This is a genomic window from Nocardia sp. NPDC058666 (genome assembly GCF_042714895.1).
GTDB lineage: Bacteria > Actinomycetota > Actinomycetes > Mycobacteriales > Mycobacteriaceae > Nocardia.
This window is the reverse complement of the sequence record NZ_JBHXRY010000102.1, coordinates 1-1,123: the sequence shown is the minus strand read 5'-3', so window position 1 is coordinate 1,123 and position 1,123 is coordinate 1. Positions and strand designations below refer to the sequence as shown.

3 protein-coding genes are annotated in these 1,123 nt (G+C 69.9%); 2 read left to right on the top strand and 1 reads right to left on the bottom strand.

From position 1 onward, the window contains the following. On the bottom strand, nt 1-518 hold a 518-nt coding region (locus tag ACFWVD_RS28790; RefSeq protein ID WP_379248062.1), incomplete at its 3' end, for a recombinase family protein. Nucleotides 519-564: 46 nt separating this feature from the next. Here ACFWVD_RS28790 and ACFWVD_RS28785 point away from each other — a divergent pair. Both ACFWVD_RS28785 and ACFWVD_RS28780 read left to right on the top strand, forming a co-directional pair. Then, entirely contained in the window at nt 565-870 is a 306-nt protein-coding gene (locus tag ACFWVD_RS28785) for a hypothetical protein (RefSeq protein ID WP_379248064.1), read from the top strand. After that, the coding region (locus ACFWVD_RS28780; protein ID WP_379248060.1) for a hypothetical protein at nt 867-1,123 on the top strand (257 nt) is incomplete at its 3' end. The genes ACFWVD_RS28785 and ACFWVD_RS28780, both read left to right, overlap by 4 nt.

The following is a 1,123-nucleotide window of genomic DNA, read 5'->3' as shown; positions in this document are numbered from 1 at the left end:
TCGTCTATGGCCCAAGTCTTCTTGTTGATACCGCCGATGGTGCGATACCCGTAAGGCGCTATGCCGCCCATGTGGGCGCCCTTCGAGCGGAGGTCCTTCTTACTTTCCGTGATGCGGGTCGTGATCATTTCCCGCTCGTACTCAGCGAATGAGGCGAGAACGTTGACGATGAACGACGAGTTTTCCGGCGAGACCATGCCGTCAGCAGTGATGACCGTGGTGACCGTGGATGCTGCGACTTTGAGTAGCCGCTGAAACTCCAGAACGCTGCGCGCGTACCGGTCCAGCTTGGCGGCCAACACGTAGTTCACACGGGGCAGCCAGGAGAGGACTTCCCGCATGCCGGTCCGGTCTTCAAGGCGGGTGGCGCCGGAGACATTTGTGTCGGTCGCTACATGAACGACCTTCCACCCTCGCTGGGCGGCATAGGCCTTACAGGCGTTGATGCGGTGGTCGGGGGCTTCGTCAGCGTGAAGGCGGGAGAGACGGTCGTAGATGACGCAGGTTGGTTGGCTCACATGGGGTCCCTGGTGAGTCGATCGCCTGGAGTGTTAGGCGAGACACCTGGGCGGCTGCGGGACGGTCCACGCCAATGCCGCGGCCCATGTCCCGGCGCGGCTGGAGGCGCTGGGGACGGCCGCCGGGCTCGATCGGGCGGCCCTGCACAGCCAGTTGGCCGCGGCCCTGACCCTGGTGCTCCACCTGGTCCGGGACCGGGAGGGCCGGCGCCGGCTGGCCGAGGTGCACGTGCTGGAGCGGGACGCCGCCGGGCTGGTGGTCACCGTACCGGCACTGCGGTGGGCGGCCCGGGGCTTCGTGCGGGAGCGCGGCTGGGAACGGCTTCGTCCACTGTTGCGCGGTGCCCGGTGAACGCGGGGGCGGCGCTGCCGGTGCCGCTGTTCGCGGGGGTGCTGTGCGCCGGGGCGGCGGTCTGGGGCCTCGCAGGGGCGGACCGGGTGTCCCGGCGGGCCCGGGTGCTGCTCGTAGCGGGCCCTGCGGTGGTTCCGGGCGGGCCACTGCGCCGGGAGCGGCTGCTGATTGCCGTACGGGTGCGGGCGGCACGGTGGCGGGAGTGGTCCTGCCTCGGGGCCGGGCTGGTGATCGCGGCGCTCGGCGGGTCGGC